The 21,554-nt window shown below is 68.6% G+C and carries 14 protein-coding genes; 10 read left to right on the top strand and 4 right to left on the bottom strand.

Annotated elements, in window-relative coordinates; all coding sequences use genetic code 11:
* Nucleotides 1–338: 338 nt before the first annotated feature.
* Nucleotides 339–773: a hypothetical protein gene (locus C2868_RS00640; RefSeq protein ID WP_036295141.1), complete on the bottom strand. Its 435-nt coding sequence runs from the start codon at nt 771–773 to the stop codon at nt 339–341.
* Between the two features lie 342 nt (nt 774–1,115).
* Between C2868_RS00640 and C2868_RS00635 the strand changes: the two genes are divergently transcribed.
* The 7 genes from C2868_RS00635 (at nt 1,116) to C2868_RS00605 (ending at nt 15,228) form a co-directional block, all read left to right on the top strand.
* Nucleotides 1,116–1,787, top strand: a complete 672-nt coding sequence (locus tag C2868_RS00635; RefSeq protein ID WP_100812052.1) for a hypothetical protein — start codon at nt 1,116–1,118, stop codon at nt 1,785–1,787.
* Between the two features lie 78 nt (nt 1,788–1,865).
* On the top strand, nt 1,866–3,308 hold the full coding sequence (locus tag C2868_RS00630; RefSeq protein WP_081766114.1) for an IS1182 family transposase: 1,443 nt from the start codon (nt 1,866–1,868) through the stop codon (nt 3,306–3,308).
* Nucleotides 3,309–3,731: 423 nt separating this feature from the next.
* Nucleotides 3,732–10,268: a DUF5979 domain-containing protein gene (locus C2868_RS00625; RefSeq protein ID WP_100812053.1), complete on the top strand. Its 6,537-nt coding sequence runs from the start codon at nt 3,732–3,734 to the stop codon at nt 10,266–10,268.
* Between the two features lie 319 nt (nt 10,269–10,587).
* The gene (locus tag C2868_RS00620) at nt 10,588–11,832 is read left to right on the top strand and encodes an ABC transporter substrate-binding protein (protein ID WP_181003307.1); all 1,245 of its coding nucleotides are present in this window, start codon (nt 10,588–10,590) and stop codon (nt 11,830–11,832) included.
* A gap of 84 nt (nt 11,833–11,916) precedes the next feature.
* A complete protein-coding gene (locus C2868_RS00615; protein WP_258034368.1) occupies nt 11,917–12,780 on the top strand; it encodes a branched-chain amino acid ABC transporter permease in 864 nt (287 codons plus the stop codon).
* Nucleotides 12,767–14,542: an ATP-binding cassette domain-containing protein gene (locus C2868_RS00610; protein WP_100812056.1), complete on the top strand. Its 1,776-nt coding sequence runs from the start codon at nt 12,767–12,769 to the stop codon at nt 14,540–14,542. The genes C2868_RS00615 and C2868_RS00610 overlap by 14 nt, the downstream gene beginning before the upstream one ends.
* A complete protein-coding gene (locus C2868_RS00605) occupies nt 14,542–15,228 on the top strand; it encodes an ABC transporter ATP-binding protein (RefSeq protein ID WP_258034367.1) in 687 nt (228 codons plus the stop codon). The genes C2868_RS00610 and C2868_RS00605 overlap by 1 nt, the downstream gene beginning before the upstream one ends.
* 105 nt (nt 15,229–15,333) lie before the next feature.
* On the opposite strand, the gene C2868_RS00600 is transcribed toward C2868_RS00605, so the two are convergent.
* Both C2868_RS00600 and C2868_RS00595 read right to left on the bottom strand, forming a co-directional pair.
* Complete coding sequence (locus C2868_RS00600; protein WP_100812058.1) at nt 15,334–16,329, bottom strand: helix-turn-helix domain-containing protein; 996 nt, start codon at nt 16,327–16,329, stop codon at nt 15,334–15,336.
* A 113-nt stretch (nt 16,330–16,442) separates the two neighbouring features.
* Nucleotides 16,443–17,903, bottom strand: a complete 1,461-nt coding sequence (locus C2868_RS00595; RefSeq protein ID WP_100812059.1) for an aldehyde dehydrogenase family protein — start codon at nt 17,901–17,903, stop codon at nt 16,443–16,445.
* Nucleotides 17,904–18,146: 243 nt separating this feature from the next.
* Between C2868_RS00595 and C2868_RS00590 the strand changes: the two genes are divergently transcribed.
* The 3 genes from C2868_RS00590 to istB are packed head-to-tail and all read left to right on the top strand — an operon-like array spanning nt 18,147 to nt 21,107.
* Nucleotides 18,147–18,578, top strand: coding sequence for an NAD(P)/FAD-dependent oxidoreductase (locus C2868_RS00590; protein ID WP_100812060.1), 432 nt, complete (start codon nt 18,147–18,149; stop codon nt 18,576–18,578).
* Between the two features lie 37 nt (nt 18,579–18,615).
* Nucleotides 18,616–20,310: an IS21 family transposase gene (gene istA, locus C2868_RS00585; RefSeq protein WP_054686999.1), complete on the top strand. Its 1,695-nt coding sequence runs from the start codon at nt 18,616–18,618 to the stop codon at nt 20,308–20,310.
* Nucleotides 20,307–21,107, top strand: coding sequence for an IS21-like element helper ATPase IstB (gene istB / locus C2868_RS00580; RefSeq protein WP_054682946.1), 801 nt, complete (start codon nt 20,307–20,309; stop codon nt 21,105–21,107). Before istA ends, istB begins: the two co-directional genes overlap by 4 nt.
* 14 nt (nt 21,108–21,121) lie before the next feature.
* On the opposite strand, the gene C2868_RS00575 is transcribed toward istB, so the two are convergent.
* Complete coding sequence (locus tag C2868_RS00575; RefSeq protein WP_054682943.1) at nt 21,122–21,511, bottom strand: heavy metal-responsive transcriptional regulator; 390 nt, start codon at nt 21,509–21,511, stop codon at nt 21,122–21,124.
* Nucleotides 21,512–21,554 lie beyond the last annotated feature (43 nt).

The raw sequence follows: 21,554 nt of genomic DNA, 5'->3' as shown, positions 1-21,554 counted from the left end.
ATTTGTCGCCGGAACGACGAACGACGCATCACGGCGAGCGGAGGGTGGGGTAGCGCTGATGGCGAAAATCTCCGGCGCTCCTTTTCGCTCTCCCTGATGCTTCGGCGGGTCGGCGAGGTAGCGGGCATGGACGGGTCTGACGATGAGGGCATTGTGATTCCGGAAGGAGACTAAGTCGCGCGCACCGGCGCGGAAGAAAAGCGAGAGGATCCAGGTAGCGGATCACTCGTGACACGGTCGAGGATCATGAGGCAGACCGGTCTTGACTCACGCCGCCACGCCGCCTGAAAATACGCGGCGTGGGGCGGTAACGAGCACCGTGACGAAAACGGGTGTGCTCAGGTCCGACTGATCGAGAGGACGTGAAGATCTGGTGCGCTGTGAAGGAGCACCCGCGCACGGAAACCCGTCCCTGAAGGGGGAACCAGACGTGTCGACAGCCAGAATCGCCGCGACGCCCGTGCGAGCCCGAGGCCTAAGGCAGCGACGAACGCGCAGACCGCGACAACCATGCACGCAAACAGGTCACCCATGTGGGATGAGCAATTTGAATCGCAGGGTTCAGCAACGGAAGAAGAACCGTCCGATACGGAGGACAATATCGGGTTCTCCATAATGCTCTGCGAAAGGGACACTTCCGACGAGCCTGCGACGTTGTGCTCGCCCTCGCCCCCTGCATGCATCGCCAGAAGGGCGAGCACGAAGAGCGACACGAGCGTGACGAGCCAGAGGGTCGCGCCCTGCGTGCGTGTGCCGTCGCGAAGAATGTTCACTCGCGCCTTCCTGCCGCAGGGCTCGTTACGTGATCGTGATGACTTCAGGACAGAGTACAAGATCTGCATCCGAGACTTTCCTGTGAACCACACCTGGTAGGTATCGCCAACTGCAGTTGCTCGGCGTGTCTGGACAAGCGCGCTGGATGATCGGTGTAAGGGTAGCGAACGTTTCCCGCTATCGTCACCCGTCGCACGAGGAGTCCAATGTCCCGCTACCTTCCGCCGGTGGCGCTTCCCGCTGTCGACTGCGGGTGTGCACCATCCGCAGAAGAACTACGCAAACTTGAAGGACCGCGACGCGATGCGGGCGTCAGACACACATTGGGGCGGCGGGGCTTCGTGCGCATCGGCGCGCTCGGGCTGCTCGCCGCGGCGTCGCTCGGGGTGGCTGCTCCGGCCTTCGCTGCCACGTATCCGTCCTGGGACGATGTGCAGCGCGCCCGCGACAATGAAGCCGCGAAAGCCACCGAGATCTCGCGCATTCAAGGGTTCATCGCAACACTGAACGCCAACGTCATACGGACGCAGGCAGCAGCAGAGGAAGCGTCTCAAGAATTCTTCGTCGCGGAGGAGGAGTACTTTGCTGCTGTTGCGCGGGCGGATGAGTTCCAGTCCCAGGCCGATGCCCAGGCCGCCGTCGCAGCGACTGCCTCGGAACGAGCGGGCCGCGTTGCAGCGGAGATGTATCGATCGGGTGGCGACGACACGTCGTTGCGATTGTTCTTTTCCGATGCCGGTGACGCCGACCAGCTGCTGAGCAGGTTGGGCAGGGCTGACAAACTTCTGCAGCGAAACCGCGATGCGTTCGCTGATGCCACCGTCGCGCGCGGGGCGGCACAGTCGCTCAGCGATCAAGCCGCGGTCGCGCGAGACGAACGCGATCGACTCAAGCAGCTCGCTTCGCAGCGAATGGAAGAGTCGCAGGCAGCAGCCGACGCGGCTCAGCAGGCTCTCGATGAACAATCCACCAACTTGGTCGTCCTAGGTGCGTGGGTCAGATCCTTCCGTTAACGCGCCGGGGTGAATCCGGTGGATAGCGCGGGGTGCTGGGAGAATCGATTCATGACGGTGACTGCCAGCCTGGAGGGTCTGTTCGAGGTCGAGCCGGGTGAGGCGCGGGCGCCGGGATCGGCTGCACCGGCGGGTGCGGGCAAGACGTTCCGTGGGTATGACCAGGGGCAGTGTTTCCTGCTCCCGCCGAGTCTGGATGACTGGCTGGACGAGGATGATGAGGCCCGGTTCATCTCCGAGGTCGTCGAAGAGCTCTTGGATCTGACGCCGGTCTACGCGTCGTACGCGTCCGCCTCGGGTGCGCCTCCGTATGACCCGCGGATGATGTTGAAGCTGCTGCTGTTCGCGTACGCGACGGGCGTGACCTCGTCTCGTGAGTTGGAGCGGCGCTGCAAGCGCGATATCGCCTTCCGGTGGCTGTCGGGCAACCAGGCGCCCGACTACCGGTCGCTGGCCCGGTTTCGTCGGCGTCACCTGGATGCCCTGCCGGGGTTGTTCCTGCAGGTGCTGCGGGTCTGCGCGGAGGCGGGGCTGGTGCGGTTGGGGCGGGTCGCGCTGGATGGCACGAAGCTGGCTGCGAACGCGTCGCGGCATAAGGCGATGAGCTATGACCGGATCGTGCCGAAGATCGATCAGCTCCAAGCCGAGGTCGCTGCGCTGCTCGCCGAGGCGGAGGCGGTCGATGAGGCCGAGGATCAGCAGTTCGGCCAGGACCGGCGCGGGGACGAGGTCGCCCCGGAGCTGGCCCGCCGTGAGGGGCGCCTGGCAAAACTACGTGCCGCGAAGGACGCGATCGAGGCCGACGCCGCCGAGAAGGCGGCAGCCGTGGCGCGGAAGAAGGCCGACGCCGCCGGTCAGCCCCCTGAGCAGGCCGACGCGGCCGTCGCGACTGCGGTGGACACGGCGGCGCCGAAGCCGAAAGCGCAACGCAATTTCACCGATCCTGAGGCGCGGATGATGAAGACGGTCCGCGGCTTCGATTACGCGTTCAACGCGCAGGCCGTTGTCGATGAGGGCCACCAGATCGTGTTGAGCGCCGAGGTCACCCAGCAGGCCACCGATATCCAGCAGTTCGTCCCGATGGCCGAGCAGACCCTACGGAACCTCGACGCGGCAGGAATCGAGCGTTCCCCAGAGGTCGTCCTCGCTGACGCGGGCTACTGCTCGGAAGCCAACCTCGAAGCCGCCGACGATCTGGACGCACAGGTGTTGATCGCGACGGGACGGCAACGTCACGGCGAGAGCTTCCCTACCGCCGGCGCCCCGGACCCGGCCCCAGAGGACGCGAGCCGGCGGGAGCGGATGGCGCACGCGCTGCGCACCGAGCAGGGCCGCACCGACTACGCGCGCCGCAAAGCCATCGTTGAACCCGCGTTCGGGCAGATGAAGACCCGGCAAAACGCCGGACAGCTCCGGCTACGCGGACTCGCCGGCGCCCAAGGCGAATGGCTACTCCACACGATCTGCCACAACCTCCGCAAGCTCCGCGTCGCTACAGCCGCCGGGCTGGCGCCCGCATAGGCCTCCCCAGGGGTCCCTGGGCGTCACAGCACGCACCGACAGTCGCCACGAGCCCCTCGCCGTGCGATCCCGCACGCTCTCACACCGCAACGGCCCGCCCGTTCCCGTTCGCGACCGTCAGCGCGCGATGCCAGAGTCAACGCCGCGCGCCACGCCACCCGATTCTGACCCGCGCACCTAGTATCGATTACTTCCCCGATTGCCGCACATCGGGGCCCGTCTCGCGGCCGTTCGGGCGTGCTCTCGAAGTTTTTTCGAGAAATCTCCGCAAACGCGCGTCACGATTCGGGCGTTTCCCCGTGTTATGCGTGCCCGACTCCTGCACTGAGTCCCCCCAAGGAGTACCCCGGTGCGGGAGTCGGGTACAGATTTCAGGGTCCGATCTCGCGAGGTCGGGCCCGCATCCTGGGGAGGAAACGGGGAATGGCACTGCGTTCGGGAGTGATTCGAGACCGGGGCGGAAGCCGCTCGGCGCGCGTCGCGCGCGGTTTCGGCAAGTGGGTGGCAGGCGGGCTCGCCGCGCTGCTCTTCGGAACCGCGATGATCGCGAGCGGAAGCGGGATCGTCTCCGCCTCCGCGATGGAGGGCGCATCGCTGCTGCTCGTGAAGACCGTCGACGGCCAGGAGGCCAAGCGCGACCTGCGGCCCGGCGACTCCGTCGTCTACCGCGTCGAGTTCCGGGTGAACGACGAGGACGCGGACGCGCCCGTGCGCGTCGTCGACGAGCTCCCCGCCGCGTTCGCCGGATGGCGGATCAGCGAGCTCACCGCGGTCGTCGGCGGATCGCCGACGGGCATCACCCTCGATCTGCCCGGCATCGCCGCCGGGCCGTCGACCGCGGTTCCGGCGTCCGGCACGCTGGGATCCGGCTCCGAGGACCTCACCATCACGGTCGGCGTCGCGCTCCCCGTTCAGGCGGGCACCGGCAACGACAGCGGGCTCGGCATGTCGACTCGCCACACGGGCGTGCTCGAGTACGTGCTCACCGTTCCGAGCGACCTCTCGCCGAACGATCCGATCCTGCGCACCGACCTCGTCAACCGGGCGACCTTCTCCGCGATGGCCGGCCTCACTCCGCTCAGCGTCTCCGACACCGCGATCATCTCGGTCGACAACCCCGTCGCGGTGGACGTGACGCCGACGAAGACCTGGACCCCCGCCTCGCAGGGCTATCAGCCCGGCGCGGTCTCGAATCTGACCATCGGCGCCACGCAGGCCTCGAACGTGCCCGCGAGCGCGCTGCGGCTGCAGGATCCGGCCGACCCCGCTCTCGCGCCGGACGGCGCGACCTCGCTCGCGGACGCCAACCCCTTCAACTACGTCGACTTCGCGGGCTTCGCCGGCGACCCGACGACGAACCTTCCCGCGGGCGCGACCGCGGCCTCGGTCGAGGTCTACCACTTCGACGGCGCGAGCTGGAACTGGACCGCTTGGAACAGCGGGCTCGACAACGCAGACATCGCCGGTGTGCGCCTCGGCTACACCGGCTCGGTCCCCCCGGGCGCCTCGGTCTCGCAGGGCTTCGCGGCCCTGCAGCGGGCGACCCACCGCTCGACCGGCGCCGGGATCTCCGCGGGCTACACGATCTCGAACGACGTGCGCGCGACCGTCGAGGTGCCGGATCAGCCGTCCGTCTCGAAGGACGCCGAGGCGCCCTTCGCGGTCGGGCCGCAGCGCATCGACGTCTCGGCGCAGAAGCGCTTCCACACCCTTCCGGACGGCTCCGAGACCACGAACCTCACCGGGGTGACCGCCGGCGACACGGTGGGCGTCGTGCTGCGCGCGATCAACGCCGGCGTGCCGCAGAGCACCACCCTCGACCGCCTCGTCATCGCCGAGCCCGGCGCCGGATCCGACAGCCGCTTCTTCGGCGACGAGCTCTCCTTCGCGGGCTTCGCAGCCGGCGATCCGGCCGCGATCTGGCCCGCGGGTGCGACGAGCGCCGAGCTCACCTGGCAGCACCCCGGAGGCCCGACGGTCGTCACGGTGGCGGCCGGCGATCCGCTGCCGGCGGCGCCCGCGGACGTCACCGGCTTCGAGCTCGCCTTCGTCGGCGCGATCGAGCCGGGCGCCTTCAGCGAGGTCCGGTACCTGCTGGCCACGAGCTCCGACGAGGACTTCGTCGCCGCGGGCGGCACGGCGGGCCCCTTCCGCAACACGATCGACGTGACCGGTGAGAAGACCGGGCTCGACGACGACACGGACAATGCGGGAGCGAACCTCTCGCTGGTCGCCCCCAGCATCGACGTGGCGATCGACAAGCGGGTCGGGCCGGGAACGGTGCTGCCCGGCCAGGGCGTGGTCGTGCAGCTCGACACCCGCGTGCAGACCTCGGGCGGGCGCACGAAGCCGACCGAGATCGTGGTGGAGGACGTCTTCGGCGGGGCCGGCACCTTCTGGGACGCCTTCGACGCGGCCGAGATCCTGCCCCCGATCAGCCGCCCGGTGAACGGCGACGACCCCGTCGTCCAGGCCGATCTGCGCATCGAGGTGCTCGGAGCCGACGGCGTCACCTGGACGACGCTCGCGGACAACCCGGACGAGAACACCCCGATCGCGGTGCCGGCCGGCGCCACCGGCCTGCGCTTCGTCTACACCAACGCGGCCGGCTTCTCCCAGATCAGCTACGTGAAGCCGAACATCGCCTTCACCGCGCGCAGCGCGCTGCGCAGCGACGGCGCGCCCACCGGCGGCACCTTCGACACCCCCGTGCGCTACGAGAACGTCGCCACGGCCGAGGCCGAGGGCCGGCTCGACGACCGCGTCGTCACCGGCGAGGACGACGACCGCGAGAGCGTCGGGATCCGCGGCACCGAAGGCGGCACCGGTCCCGGCCCGGGCGGCCTGTGGGTGCACAAGGACTGGGCGCACAACTCGCTCGTCTCGCAGTCGGGCGCCTCCTCCTGGACCATCCAGGAGTGGGCCGTGACCCGGAGCGGCTACGCGACCGTGCAGCTGCAGGATCCCGCCGTTCCGACGGCGACGGGTGCGGGCACCGTCTTCGAGGCCTTCAACCTGACGCAGATCCGCCCGATCCGCTTCGCGGCCGGCGGCTCGAACAACACGGTCGATCCCATGCTGCGCTGGGACGTCGTGACCGACGTCCAGCTCTGGGACGGCGCGAGCTGGACCTCGGTGACCGCCCCCGCGGGCGGCTGGATGAACGCTGACGGCTTCGCGGGCCATGCGCTGACGGCGACGCAGCAGCAGAGCACCCTGGGCGTGCGCCTGGTGCTCGCGGAGAACACCGCGGCCCGGCAGGCGGCGGCCGACGCCGGCGACCTGACCGCCCCGGCGGTGGGCAGCGGCATCGCCGCCTCCGCCGAGACCCGTTCCTTCCGGCTGGACTGGCAGCTGCGCGAGACCGCGCGGCCCGCGAGCGATCCCGTGAAGTGGGTGAAGGAGAGCGGCACGACCTTCAACTGCGGCACCGCGGGCTGCATCGACAACGTCTTCGGCATCACCGCGACCCCCGAGGACGGCGCCCCGGCGACGGAGACCGCGAACGACACGATCCAGCTGCTCGACGGCATCGCCAACGTCGCGCTCACGAAGCAGGTGCGCCCGCTCCCGCTCGATGCGGCGGCGCCCGCCGCCGGCAGCATCGAGATGGTCGCCCCGAATCCGGGCGAGCTCGCCCAGGAGGACTACCCGCGGGCCCGCTACACGCTGACGACCTACAACTCGTCGACGATGCCGGCCGGCTCCCGAGGCGCGATGAAGCTCGGCAAGATCCGGGTGACCGACACCTCGACGCACCAGCTGAGCCCCGCTCCGGACTTCGACATGGATCGCAGTCCCTTCGAAGGCCGTGACTTCGCGGCCGAGGTCGCGGGGCCCGACGGCAACCACTTCGACCGCTTCAACCTGACGGGAGTCTCCTTCGAGGCGCTGCCGGCCTACATCGACGCCGCCGAGAGCACGGTGGAGCTGTGGCTCTACGACGGCACCGCGACCGGCACGACCCAGGTCTTCACCCTGCAGCAGGCGAGGGACGCCGATGCGGCGTTCGTCGCGGCGCTGCCGGACGCGATCGGCGTCGCCGTGACCTACTCCGGCACCGACCCCGCGCGCAACGGCAACCGCATCGTCACCGGCGACAACCTCGTCGTGCATCTCGACGTGCAGCTGCGCCAGACCGAGCGTCTGAGCGGGGACCCCGTCGAGGGCGGCACCCTGGGCAGCTCCGTCAGCGTGCCGAACGAGGCGATCTCGCGCGGCTGGGACGCGGTGGTGAACCCGGACAACATGCCGACCGACACCGGCGATGCCGTGGTCGAGCTCACCAGCGCGCAGATCTCCGTGAACCTGCAGAAGCAGATCGCGGTGGATCACGGCGGCACGAGCGATCGGACGATCACCGAGACCGATCCCGACGCCCCGGTGAACGTGCGGCTGACGGCCGACCCGGACGGCTCGACCGCGCCGCTCAGCACGCTGCGCATCGAGGACGACACGGCGGGCTTCTGGGATCGCTTCCGGTTCGTCTCCTTCGGCTCCCCGACCCATCCGACGGATGCCGACGCGGCGGCGTTCGAGATCCTCGTCGGTGGCGACTGGGTGCCGTTCGAGGGATACATCGGCGACCTCGCAGACATCGAGGGCGTGGCGGTGACCTTCTCGCGGACGACCGGCAACGGGCTCTTCCCGGCGGGCGCCGCCTCGTGGAGCGCCTCCTGGGGCACCGCGACGCTGCCCTTCACGGTGCAGCTGCGCGACGATGTCGCGGTCGACTGGGGAGACGACAGCGAGGAGAACACCGGCCGCGCGGAGGCGGTCAATCCGAACCTGCCGCTCGCCGAGGACGCCGCCGACGCCGAGGTCGACTTCTCCGACGGCACGAACGCGATCCGCGTCGTGAAGCGCGCGCCGAACGACACGGGCACGCACCAGGTCGATCCGCTCGTGAGCCTGCCCTGGAGCCTGGAGTTCACCAACACCGGCACCAGCTACCTGCCGATCACGCGGGTCACCGACGCGATGCCGGAGACGCTGAACTGGGACGGCGAGCAGCCGACCTTCACGAGCACGCCCGGTGCGAGCGGCGTCAGCGGGCTGACCGCCGACCCCGCCGAGATCGGGGTGAGCATCTCGACCGATGGGCGGGACCTCGTCTTCGAGTGGCCGGCCGGCTCCCGCATGGAGCCCGGCGAGACCATGACGATCGGTCTCGGCCTCATCCTGCAGCCGCTGCCCACGGGCGAGCGCGCGACCAACGAGGTCGTCGTCGAGACGGGCGTGCCGCTCGCCACCTGCACGCAGCCGACCGATTTCGGTCAGGATCCGCGGCAGCCCGGCGAGGAGGGCGAGTGCTCGAACACCAACTTCGTGCAGCCCCGCGCCGGCACCGTGATCGGCGCCGTGAAGACGGTGAACGGCGAGCCAGCCGAGACGCTCGGCGAGCACCTCGTCAGCGGCGCGCTCGACGTGCGCACGGGTGCCGAGTGCGCCCCCGGCAACTACCTGCCCATCGGCAGCGACTACACGCGCAACCCATGCGCCTCGTACACCGCTGTCGGCGCGACGGACACCTGGAAGCTGGAGCACATCAACTCGGGCACCAACGCCCTGTCGAGGATGACCATCGTCGACATGATGCCGGGCCCGGGCGACCAGATGCTCGCCGGAGGCGCGCCGCGCACCTCCACCTTCCGACCGGTGCTCGCCGGCACCTCGCCGGCGGACGTCTTCACCCTCTCCGGCCTGCCCGCCGGAGCGACGTACACCATCGACGTCACCACCAACCCGCAGGCCTGCGTGGGACCCACCCCGGGCAGCTCGCTCTGGGTGTCCGATCCCGAGTGCTCCGACGCCGTCGCCAACCCGGCGAACGTGTGGGTGCCGCTCGCCGGCTACACGGGCGACATCGCCGACATCGCGGGCTTCCGCGTCAACGTCGACATGTCGAGCGAGCCGCTGCAGCCGGCCGGCAACGTCGTGGTCGAGTTCGAGACGGTGAACCGCGTCGTGCAGAACGCGCCCGAGGGCCTGCAGCCGACCCTCGAGCAGTTCGCCACGCCCCAGTTCGCCTGGAACCAGAACGGCGTCATCGCCTGGGACACCGTCGGCAACCGCGTCAACCTGCCCGCCGCGCCCCAGCGCGCCGGCGTGACGGTGAAGACCGGCTCGCTGGAGATCTCGAAGGAGGTCCTGGGAGAGGGGGCCGGCAACGCGCCCGAGCTCTTCCCCGTGGAGCTCGCCTGCACCGTGCCGAGCGGCGTCGCCGACCCCGAGCGCGTGCCGCTCGACCTGGGCGACTCCTCGACCGTGCTGGTGCCGGGCGACGGCACCGCGGTTCGGATCTCGGGCATCCCGATCGGTGCGGACTGCATCGCCCGGGAGTCCGGCGAGGTCGGCGCCCACGGCGAGAGCGGCCGCTCCATCGAGCCCGCTCCCGGCGTGATGCCCGCGACCGACGGCCTCTCGGCCGAGATCCTCATCCGCGAGAGCGGCGGGGGAGCGGCTCACCTCCAGCTGCGGAACACCTACACGCTCGGCGAGCTGATCGTCGAGAAGGCGGTGCTCAGCAGCAACGAGCACGCGGTGCGCGAGGAGCAGCGGAGCGCGGTCTTCGAGTTCGAGCTCGTGTGCCTCGCGAACGGAATGGACGACGAGATCCGCCGCGGCTTCGAGATGCGGGCCGGCGAGCAGCATCGGGAGACCGAGCTGCCCGAGGGCGCCGAGTGCACCCTGACCGAGACCTCGACGCGCGGCGCCGAGTCGACCACCGTCACCGTGGGCGGCGAGGAGTCGGAGGGCGCGAGCCGAGTCGGCATCGTCATCACCGCCGAAGGCGCGCACGCGCTCGTCTCCAACGTCTTCGAGGGAGTCCCCCCGGAGGATCTCGAGAAGACGGGCGGGGCCGGCATCGCGGGGATCGTCATCGCGGCGATCGTGCTGCTCGGCCTCGGCGGGGCCGGTCTCGTGATCAGTCGCCGCCGCAGGAGCCGGGCCGACTGATCGCTCGCGATCGCAGTGGGGCCCGGGTCGTCGCGACGACCCGGGCCCCACTGCCGTTCGCCGCTCGCCGAGACCTGTTCGCTGCTCCCCGAACGCCGCGGAAAGCTAACGATACGGTCACGAGATCATTGAAAACACGCCGTTTTTCAGGCCCCGGATCGCTTGGTGCGCTGACAGTCAACAACGTCTTCACTGTGTAGCAAAGATGCGCGCTACGATACTTGTACCGTGAAAGCGGAACACCCCGGCACTTTCGCACGGCCTCAAGCTCGCGGTGGCGCCGGTGGTCTCCGAAAACAATGATGTTGAAAGGAGCATGATGAAGAAGCTTCACATGAAGGCTCTGGTGGTGCCGGTCGCGGCTGCCGCCCTGGTCCTCGCCGGTTGCTCGGGTGGAGGCAACGGCGGCGGTGGCGACACGGGCGGTGGCGACGCGGCCACGGGTGAGCCCATCAAGGTCGCCGCACTGGCCTCGATGCTGTACTTCCCCGAGGCGCCTCCGGCCGCGCAGGCCGTGTTCGACGAGTACAACGCGAACGGCGGCTTCAACGGCCGTCCGATCGAGCTCGACACCTTCGACGACAAGGCCGATCCGGCCGCCTCCTCGACCGCGGCGCGCGACGCGCTCAACAGCGGCGCCGTCGCGCTCGTCGGCAGCTCGTCGATTCTCGACTGCTCGGTCAACAACAAGACCTGGGTCGACAACAACATCGTCTCCATCCAGGGCGTGGGCGTCGATCCGTTCTGCTTCGCGACGCCGAACATCGCTCCAGTGGACCCGGGCCCCTACTTCGACATGTTCGCCTCGCTCTGGAACGGCAGCGAGACGCTCGGCTTCGAGAAGATCTGCGCCTTCACCGTTGCGGACGATGCCGCCGGCCGCGCCGCTACCGAGCAGGCTCGGGATGCCTGGTCGGACGAGACCGGCAAGGAGCTGGCCCTGTGGGACGACTCGCTCGTTCGCGGCCAGTCGAGCTACGCCGGCAACGTCGCGCAGATCAACAAGGACAAGTGCGACTCCATCCTCATCGCCGAGGCGGGCGCGGCGGCCAGCCAGTTCCTCTCCGAGGCGACCAACCAGGGCATCGACCTGCCCGTGCTGGCGCAGCCCTCGACCTACTCCCAGGAGTTCGTCGACACGCTCGTCTACGCCGGCGACGTGCACGTGCCGGCCGAGTTCTCGCCGTGGAGCGATCCGGAGGATCCCTCGAACGACGACTGGCGTGCGCTGATGGAGAAGAACAACATCGGTCTGACCTCCTTCGCGCAGGGCGGCTACCTGGCGGCCAAGGCGTTCATCCACATCCTGGAGAACGAGATGGACCCCGACGCCGAGATCACCCGCGAGGCGTTCACCGAGGCGGCCAAGGGCATGACCGAGGGCTTCGACACCGGCGGCATGACCGGTGACAAGTGGATGTTCGGTCCCGGCGATTCGCACCAGGCGAACGCCACCACGTGGCCGCTGGTCATCGAGGCGAACAGCGGCGAGTGGACCTCGCTCGGCCCGTGGTTCATCGGCACCGACAACGGCTGGGTGAACACCACCGTCCCTAGCAGCTGATCGGCTGAGAGGTTCCGGGTGCCGGGCGGCCTTCATGGTCGCCCGGCACCCGGAATCTTCGTCCTATTCCTCCAAGGGAGCACAATGAACCCACTGCTCGCAATGACGGCGGGGCTCACGGCAGGCGGCACGTTCGCGCTGTTCGGGGTCCTGCTCACCATCATGTCCCGGCTCGGCAAGGTCGTGAACTTCTCGCAGGTCGCGGTCGGCGTCTTCGCCGCGTTCATGGCGATTCGCATCGTGCCGAAGGACATGCAGCCCTGGGGCTCGCTCGTGGTCGGCATGATCGTGGCGATGCTGCTGTCGGTCCTGATCGGCTTCATCGTCGCCAAGTGGCTCGGCGATGCCTCGGTGGGCGCCCGCTCGGCCGCCACCGTCGCCATCCTGCTCGGCCTCTACTCGCTGTCGAACCTGCTCTTCGGCACGCGGGCCCAGCCGGTGCCGCCCCCCTTCAAGGGGCCGCTCATCCAGACCGACTGGATCAACATCTCGCAGCTGGCGGTCGTCACGACCATCGCCGCGATCGTCGTCGCGGTCGGCACCAAGCTCGTGCTCCGCTACACCATGGTCGGCACGCGCCTGCGCGCCGTGTCCGACCGACAGGATGCCGCCGAGCTCATGGGCATCAACGTGATGGGCCTGCAGCTCGGCGTCTGGGCGGTCACCGGCCTCATCGCCGGCTTCGGCATCGCGGTCGTCGCGAACATCCAGGCGTCCGACGCCAGCTCGATGATCACCATCTTCATCCCCAGCGCGGCCGCCGCGCTGGTCGGCGCCTTCAGGCGTCTCGACCTCGCGATCATCGGCGGCCTGGGCGTCGGTGCACTGCAGGGGCTGCTCACGGCCTTCCCCGCCCTCGTGCTGCTCAAGGACTGGGTACCGATCCTGGTGATCGTCGTGTTCCTGCTCTGGACCGAACGGAAGGAGGTGTGGGATGTCGCTCGCTAGCACCGCCATCGCGCGCCGTCAGCGCACACGATTCTGGATCATGGTCGCCGCGGCCGTCGTCGTCGCGGTCGCCGTGACCTTCGGCCTGCCCAGCTACTTCGTGTTCATCTCAACGACGGTGCTGGTGACCATGGTCTCGCTGATGGGCCTCGGCATCGTTACCGGCAGCGCGGGCATGATCGCGCTCTCGCAGCTCACCTTCGCCGCGATCGGCGCCTGGGTGATGGAGCTGCTGATCTTCCGCACCCCGCTCGGCACGATCTTCGGGGGCGTCTCGTTCATCGTCTGCATGCTGATCGGCGCGGTCGCCGCCGCGATCGTCGGCCTCATCGTCGGCCTGCCGGCGCTCCGACTGCGCGGCGTGAACCTCGCGGTGATCACCCTGGGCGTCGCGGCGGCGGCGGACATGACGCTGCAGAAGGTCTTCTTCCCCGACGCCTGGGTCAACCAGCGGGTGCCCCGCCCCTTCGGCATCTCGAACACGGTGGAGGGCGACCGGATCTACTTCCTCTTCACGGCGATCGTGGTCATCGTCATCGCGGCGGTCGTCTTCCAGGTGGGCAAGGGCCGCTTCGGCGCCATGTGGCGCTTCGTCGCCTTCTCCGAGCGCGGCACCGCGGCGGCCGGCACGAAGGTGCGCAACGCGAAGCTCAGCGCCTTCGCGGCGAGCGCCTTCATCGGCGGTCTCGCCGGCGGTCTCACCGTGGGGCAGATCGGCCAGGTGAACTACATCTCCTTCGCCACTGCCGGATCGCTCGGCCTCTACGTGCTCTGCATCGTGGTCGGCGCCCACTACATCGACATGGCGTTCGTGGGCGCGTGCCTGTTCGTCTTCATCCCCGAGATCCTGAAGCAGTTCGGCCTTCCCCTGGAGTGGGCGAACATCATCTTCGGCATCCTGGGTGTGCAGGCGCTCACCACCAACACCACGATGGGCGACCAGATCAGATCGGGGCTCAGAAAGCTCAGACGCCGCGGGGAGAAGGTCGAACCGGTTTCCGCGCATCTCGAAGAGGTCGATCTGGAACAGACCAGCGCGGTCTTCACGACCACGGGCAAGCCGCTGCTCGAAGTGAAGGACGTCAGCGTCGTCTTCGGCGAGTTGCGCGCGCTCGATCACGTGAGCCTGACGGTCTTCGACCGCGAGGTGGTGGGTCTCATCGGTCCGAACGGCGCCGGCAAGTCGACCATGATCGACACGATCACGGGCTTCATCTCGGGCTACGAGGGGTCGATCGTGCTCGACGGCCAGCCGGTCGACGGGCTCGCCCCCGACCGCCGTGCGCACGCCGGCATCCGTCGCACCTTCCAGCAGGATCGCGTGCCGACCTCGATGACGGTCGGCCAGTACCTGCGGCTCATGTCGCAGGGCAAGTCGACGAACGCCGAGATCGACGAGATCCTCGAGTACTTCGGCTGCCCCCCGGCGCACACCCCTCTGCGGGTGGTCGACGTGGGCTCCCGCCGCATCGTCGAGGTCGCCGCGAACGTGGCGTCGAAGCCGCTGGTGCTGCTGCTCGACGAGCCCGCTGCCGGCCTGTCGCACGAGGAGCACATCGTGTTCGGTAACCAGCTGCGCAAGATCCCCCAGAAGTACGGGATCTCGGTGCTGCTGATCGAGCACGATCTCGATCTGGTGCGCAGCGTCTGCTCGAAGCTGGTCGTGCTCAACTTCGGCGGCGTCCTGGCCTCCGGCGACCAGGAAGAGGTGCTTCGCAACCCCGAGGTGCTCAAGGCCTACATGGGAGAGAGGGTGGAGTGATGAGCCTCGTTCTTTCAGACGTCACGGTCAACCGCGGCATCGGCCCGGTCGTCAGCGGGGTGAGCCTCGAGCTGCAGCCCGGTCAGATCACCACGGTCGTGGGCCCCAACGGCGCGGGCAAGACGAGCCTGCTCGAGGCGATCTCGGGCCTGGTGCGCAGCTACACCGGCTCGATCGAGGTCGACGGCAAGGACATCCACCGGATGAACCGCCGTCAGCGCTCGAGGGCCGGCATCGTGCACGTGCAGCAGGGACGAGCCATCTTCCCGAGCCTCACGGTGCGCGAGAACATCGAGCTCGCCAGCCGGGACAAGGAGCGGTTCGCGCAGATCCTCACCTACTTCCCTGAGCTCGAGAAGCGCATCTCGGCGCAGACGGCCCTGCTCTCCGGCGGCGAGCAGCAGATGGTCGTGCTCGGTCGCGCGCTCGCGACGGATCCGAAGTACCTGCTGATCGACGAGATGTCGCTGGGCCTCGCACCGGTGGTCTTCATGCGCCTGCTGCCCGAGCTCGAACAGGTCGCCGCGACGGGCGTGGGCATTCTGCTCGTCGAGCAGTTCGCCCACCTGGCACTCGGCATCTCGAGCGACGCGCTCGTGATCTCGAACGGCAAGGTCGCGTACCACGGTGAGCCGAAGGTGCTGCTCGACGACGAGACGAAGCTGCACGACGCCTACATGGGCTGATCGTCTCACGGCGGAGGGGTCGTCGCGCTGATGCGCGGCGGCCCCTTTTGCGCGGTCCGGCGGATCCGACGGACGAGCCCGGCCGGAACCGGGATCGGCCTCGGCTCAGGCCGCGGAGACCATCGCGTTGAAGCGGTACTCGGTGGGCGAGATGCCCACCACCTGGCGGAAGAGCCGGGAGAAGTGAGAGGAGTTGAGGAAGCCCCAGCGGCTCGCGATGGTCGATACCGGCAGGTGCGCGAGCAGCGGGTCGCTGAGGTCGCGGCGGCAGCGCACGAGTCGGGCCTGACGCATATACCCGGCCACCGTGAGATCCTCGTCGCTGAAGAGCCGATGCAGGTAGCGGGTCGAGATGAAGTTCGCGGCGGCGATCTGCTGCGGATCGAGCTCGGGATCGTCCAGATGGCAGTCGATGAACGCCTGGATCTGCATGAGCAGCTCGCGCCGTCGGGTGCGGTGCGGCTCGGAGAGACTCTGGCCCACGAGGCTGAACATCATGGTCTCCACGAGGTCGACGGTGTTGCTCATGAGGCGCACGGCGCTCGGGCCGTTCAGGTCGGCGATGTTCCTCGCGAGGGTGGAGAAGAAGGGCAGCACGGTGCCCGAGACCCCGGCCCCGTCCTCGATGCGCTGGCCGATGAGGTCGTTGGTCGCCGCGTCGGGCAGGTCGAAGCGGTCGCGGGGGATCAGCAGGAACACCATGTGGAAGTCGTCGTCGAGGTACATGGTGTAGGGCCGGGCGCTGTCGTGGATGATCATCTGACCCGGCTCGAAGTCGGTCGAGCTCGTACCCTGCACCGAGTTCGCGTGGCCGCTCATGAGCACGCTCACCTTGAGGAAGCGGTGGTCCTTCGTGAAGAGGCGCACCTCCGCGTCGTCGCGGGCGATCTCGTGCTGCGAGCTGCGCACCTCGTTGACGTAGACCTCGCCGAGCACGCGGCTGCGGATGCCTCCCCGGAAGTGGGCGGGGTCGTCCGCCGTGATGCGCACCGGGGAATAGATGCGCGAGACCATCTCGGTGAAGTCGTCGATGCTGGTGGTGGATCCCCCGTCGATCGACGGCGGAAGCGCGGCATCGCGCAGATCTACCGTTGAAGGCATACGTCTCCCCTCCCTGGGAGTCGGACGAACCGTCCCGTGACCACAGTCTATGCGCTTCGGCGCTCCCGCTCCCAGGGTTCGTCAGGGGAACGGGAGCGCCGAGGACGCCGGGCTCAGAAGGGGTAGCGCGCGATGTCGCCCTGGACGGTGACCCACTGGGTCTCCGTGAAGGCGTCGAGGTTCGCCGCCGCGCCGCCGAAGCGGGAGCCGGTGCCCGAGGCGCCGACGCCGCCGAAGGGCGCGACCGACTCGTCGTCGACGGTCTGGTCGTTGATGTGCACGATGCCGCTCGGGATCATCTCGGCGATCGCGAGGCCGCGCATGACGTCGCGGGTGAGGATGCCGAGCGACAGGCCGTACTCGCTCTGCCGCGCGATCTCGACGGCCTCCTCGATAGTGCTGAACTTCAGCACGGGCGCGACGGGGCCGAAGATCTCGTCCTTGAACGCCGGGTGGTCGGGCTGCGAGTCGGCGATGACGGTCGGCTTGTAGAAGAGGCCGTCGTACTCGCCGCCCGCGGTGATGCGGGCCCCCGCGGCGCGGCTGCCCTCGACGAGCGCGTGCACCTTGTCGCGCTGGCGCTCGTCGATGATCGGACCGAGCGGCACCTCCGAGGCGCCCGTGTCGCCCACGGGGATGTTCAGCGCCTTCTCGGTGAGCAGGCTCACGTACTCGTCGTAGATCGACTCGTGGACGATGTGCCGGCCGGTGGTCATGCAGATCTGGCCCTGGTGCAGGAAGGAGCCCCAGGCGCCGGCCGAGGCCGCTGCCGCCACATCGACGTCGTCGAGCACGATGAGGGCGTTGTTGCCGCCGAGTTCCAGGTGCACCCGCTTGAGCTTCGCCGCGCCCGCCGCGCCGACCGCGCGGCCGGCGCCGGTGGAGCCGGTGAACGAGATGACGGGCACCCGGTCGTGGTCGACGAGTGCCGCGCCGACCTCGGCGCCGCCCGGCAGCACGTGGAACAGGCCGTCGGGGAAGCCCGCCGCCTCCGCGATCGCGGCGAGGAACAGGCCGCCGGAGACCGCGGTGCGGGGGTCGGGCTTCAGGATCACGGCGTTGCCCGCGGCGAGGGCCGGGGCGACGGAGCGGGCCGAGAGGATGCCGGGGAAGTTGAAGGGCGAGATGACGCCGACGACGCCCACCGGGACGCGGCGCGCCATGGAGAGGCGCGGCTTGCCCGAGCGCAGCAGCTCACCGTAGGGCTGCTCGACGAGGGCGGCGGCCGAGTAGAACTCGGCGGCCACGAGGTGCGACTCGAAGCCCGCCTTGCCGACGCCCGATCCGGCCTCGCGGGTCAGCCAGGAGATGAGCTCTCCGGCGTTCTCCTCGACCAGCCGGCCCGCCTTGCGGAAGATCGCGGCCTTCGCCTCGAAGGACATCGCCGCCCACTCGCGCTGCGCCGCCACCCCGCGCTCGACCGCCGCGTCGAGGTCGGCGACGTTCGCCACTCCGTAGGAGCCGATGGCCTGGCCCGTCGCCGGGGCCACGATATCGGCGGATCCGCCGCCGCCCGCTCGCCAGCCGCCGCTGTAGATGCGGCCGGACCACGTCTGCTCGTCGAAAAAGCCCATGATGAATCTCTCCTCGTCGAATGACCCTGTCGAAACGGTTCTGCGGATCCGTCCCCCACTGGGCGCGGATCCCGGGGGCCTCGCGGCCCTGCACGATCCAGTCTGCCAGGGGTCGCGGGGCGGCGCACCGGGTCGATCCGCTCGTGCACTGCGGGCACAACTCTTGTACGCGCTGACGCAACCGCGACGGCCCGGCAGGTGTGAGGCTGATTCTGCGAGGAAGCAGAGGAAGGGAAGCCGCGAATGGGCATCTTCAGACACGAGCTGGTCATCGTCGGCGCGGGAGTGGGAGGGCTCTACGCCCTGATCCGGGCGCGCAGGCAGGGGCTCGACGCCGTGGTGCTCGAGCGCGGGAGCGACATCGGCGGGACCTGGTACTGGAACCGCTATCCCGGCGCCCGCTGCGACGTGGAGAGCTTCGACTACTCCTTCTCGTTCGACGAGGAGCTGCAGCAGGAATGGGTCTGGACGGAGAAGTACGCCGGCCAGCCCGAGATCCTCGCCTACCTCCACCACGTCGCCGAGCGGTACGGACTGCGTGACGGCGTGCGCCTGCAGACGAACGTGCAGTCGGCGCGCTGGGACGAGGACGCCCTCGAATGGACCGTCGGCACCGAGGACGGCGACGAGTACCTAGGAGTGGCCCCACTTTCTGACTTGCCGGGGCGGTTCTGACGGTTTGATCTGGCCCCACCTGAGCGTGTGTTTCGTGTTGCTTCAGGATGAGCGGGCCCGGCAGGGGTCGAAAGTGGAATTGTTCGCGGATATCCGCCGTGCCTCGCGCGTCGACGGGCTATCGGTGCGCGCGTTGGCAGACAGGTTCGGGGTCCACCGTCGCACGGTGCGGCAGGCCTTGGCGTCGCCAATTCCGCCGCCGCGGAAGATACCGTCACGGATGTCTCCACGGCTGGGGCCGTACAAGGCGGTGATCGACGCGATGCTCACTCAGGATCTGGACGCGCCTCGTAAGCAGCGGCACACGGCGACAAGGGTTCTCGCGCGGCTGGTCGACGAGCACGAAGCGGCGGGACTGTCGTACTCGACGGTCCGCGACTACGTGCGCGTACGTCGTGCCCAGATCGATGCCGCAGCCGGGCGCCGCGTCGAGGTGTTCGTCCCACAGGAACACGCACCTGGTGAGGAAGCCGAAGTCGATTTCGGCGAGGTCTGGGTGATCCTTGGCGGGGTGAAAACGAAGTGCCACATGTTCACGTTCCGGCTCTCGCACTCGGGGAAGGCGGTGCACCGGGTGTACTCGACGCAATCGCAGGAAGCGTTCCTGGAAGGACATATCGACGCGTTCGACGAGATAGGTGGGATCCCGACCCGGCACATCCGGTACGACAATCTCACTGCCGCGGTACAGACGGTGCTGTATGGGAAGGGCCGTAGCCGAGTAGAGAACGACCGATGGGTACTGTTCCGCTCGCACTACGGGTTCGACTCGTTCTATTGCCAGCCCGGAATCGACGGCGCCCACGAGAAGGGTGGCGTCGAAGGCGAAGTTGGTCGGTTTCGCCGCACCTGGCTGTCGCCGATGCCGGTCATCGACTCGCTCGCCGAGTTGAACGAGCAGATCCGCCGGTGGGACGCCCGCGACAACGAGCGACGCATCAACACCCGGATCCGCACTGTCGGGCAAGACTTCATCGACGAACAAGCCCGCCTTACGCCATTGCCAGGCGAGCGGTTCGATCCTGGCCTGGTGCTCTACCCGCGGGTAGACCGCTCGAGCCTGATCACCGTGCGGATGGCGAGGTACTCCGTGCCCGCCCGTCTGATCGGGCGGAAGGTGCGGGTCTCGTTGCGGGCGTCTGAACTCGTGGTGTTCGACGGCCACGCCGAGGTCGCTCGGCACGAGCGGGTCGTGGCCCGCGGCGGGGAGTCGATCAACCTTGACCACTACCTCGAGGTCCTCAGGCGCAAGCCCGGCGCGTTGCCCGGGTCCACCGCGCTGGCCCGTGCACGCGAAGCCGGCGTGTTCACGACAGCGCATGACGCGTTCTGGCAGCAAGCGCGGAAGGTCGATGGCGACAGCGCCGGCACAAGGGCTCTGATCGATGTGCTCCTGCTCCACAGGACCATGCGAACCGTCGACGTGATCGCGGGGATCCGTGCCGCCCTCACGGTCGGGGCGGTGTCCGCCGACGTCGTCGCGGTCGAAGCCCGACTGCACGCCGCCGGGCCCGAGTCAGACCGTCATCGCGTTGAACAACCACGACGTGACGTGCAACGAGTTGTCAGCCTGACCCAGCGTCGCCTCATGGATCCGGCCGCGGTGATCGCCGGACTCCCAGCCGACCGGCGGCCACTGCCATCCGTCGCGCACTACGACGAACTCCTTAACCGACGTTCCGAACCAGAACCGCCGGTCACCGATGAGAGAGAAGGAATCGCCGGATCATGAGCAACCCCACGAATGTCACCACGACCCTGCGTCGGCAGCGCGGGCTGACCGAAGAAGCCGCCGCGGCCGCAGTTGACCAAGCCTGCCGCAGGCTCCGTTTACCCACCATGCGGGCGGTGATGCACGAAGCGATCACGGCCGCGGAACGTGAGCAGCTGACCTACCAAGGGTTCCTTGCCGAGCTCCTCCTCGCCGAGTGCGACGACCGGGACCGCCGGTCCGTTGTCCGCCGCGTGTCGGCAGCCGGGTTCCCGAGGAACAAGTGGCTCGGGGACTTCGATTTCGACGCGAATCCGAACGTCAACCCTGCAACGATCCATACGCTCGCGAACGGGGACTGGATCCGCCGCGGCGATCCGCTGTGTCTGATCGGGGACTCCGGCACCGGGAAGTCGCATCTCCTCATCGGCCTCGGCACCGCCGCTGCAGAGAAGGGCTTCCGCGTCCGGTACACCCTGGCGACGAAGCTCGTGAACGAGCTCGTTGAAGCCGCCGACGAGAAACAACTCACCCGCACCATCAACCGGTACGGACGCGTTGACCTGCTCCTGATCGACGAGCTCGGCTACATGGAACTCGACCGACGCGGCGCCGAACTCCTGTTCCAGGTCCTCACAGAGCGGGAAGAGAAGAACTCCGTCGCGATCGCATCCAACGAGTCGTTCAGCGGGTGGACGAAGACCTTCACTGACCCGCGCCTGTGTGCGGCAATCGTCGACCGGCTCACGTTCAACGGCACCATCATCGAAACCGGCACCACCTCGTACCGCCTCAACCACACCCGTCAGCGGCAGTAGCGATCCGAAAGTCATCAGAGGTAGCGGCAGATGGACTCCGGCGTGCAGGCTTCGGACGCCGTTGCCGTCGCGTGCGCCCGAAGCTCGACGATGCTCCCTCGTAGGGCGCGCAGCTGCTCGAGCTGCTCATCAATCTCCACGAGCCGGCGGTCAAGGAGATCCAGCACGTGAGCGCACGGCGAACCACCCGTGTCGCGAACATCGAGGATCTCCGCGGTCTGCGCAAGGGTGAGCCCCGCCGCGCGAGCCCGATCGATGAACTCGAGCCGCTGCACCGTCTCGTCACCATAGCTGCGGTACCCGGCCGGGGTGCGCTCCGGCGGTTGCAGCAGCCCGCGCTCCTCGTAGTACCGCAGCGTCGACGGTCTCGTCCTCGCCTTCTCCGCGAGTTCTCCGATCCGCATCGTGACACCTCCACCGTCAGTTTGACCTTCAAGCATGCTTGAA

It is taken from the genome of Microbacterium sp. CJ77 (genome assembly GCF_002911615.1).
GTDB lineage: Bacteria > Actinomycetota > Actinomycetes > Actinomycetales > Microbacteriaceae > Microbacterium.
The sequence above is the reverse complement of the archived record's forward strand: the minus strand, read 5'-3'. Positions and strand labels throughout refer to the sequence as shown.